Genomic DNA, 519 nt, shown 5'->3' with positions numbered 1-519 from the left:
CCCCGCTGTCCACGCCGCCGCGCGTTCGCGCACGGCCTCCCTCGTGCGTCGCCTCGGGGAGGCGACAGCTGCGATCACTCCGCCTCGTCGGGGTCCGCCTTCCAGTAGCCGGTGGCGCGGATCCATTCCTTGGGCACCTGCAGGTGGCCTTCGATGAACTTGCGCATCATCCGCGCGCGCCGTGATTCGGCGGCGATCCAGTAGAACGCATCGCCATCGGGCTGTTCGAAATCCACCAGCGCGTCCTCCAGCAGGGTGCTGCTGGCCGCAGCGAAGCCGTTGCGTTCGAACCAGTGCACGGTCACCTGCGCATCGCTGTCCAGCGGCTGGCGGTCGGCTTCCTCGGGGATCTCGATGAACACCTCGGCCACGGCGTGTTCGGGCAGCTCCTCCAGCCGCCGGGCGATGGCCGGCAACGCGGTTTCATCGCCGATCAGCACATAACTGTCGAAGTCGTCGGCGATCACATGCGAGCCGCGCGGGCCGGCCACCACCAGCGCATCGCCCGGTTGCGCGCTG

Annotated in this window: 1 protein-coding gene; it reads right to left on the bottom strand. The window is 69.0% G+C overall.

From position 1 onward, the window contains the following. Positions 1-74: 74 nt before the first annotated feature. The coding region (locus JCM9942_RS17890) for a siderophore-interacting protein (protein WP_172675223.1) at positions 75-519 on the bottom strand (445 nt) is incomplete at its 5' end.

The sequence above is a fragment of the Stenotrophomonas pictorum JCM 9942 genome (assembly GCF_001310775.1).
Lineage (GTDB): Bacteria > Pseudomonadota > Gammaproteobacteria > Xanthomonadales > Xanthomonadaceae > Stenotrophomonas > Stenotrophomonas pictorum.
This window is presented reverse-complemented; position numbering and strand designations above follow the sequence as displayed.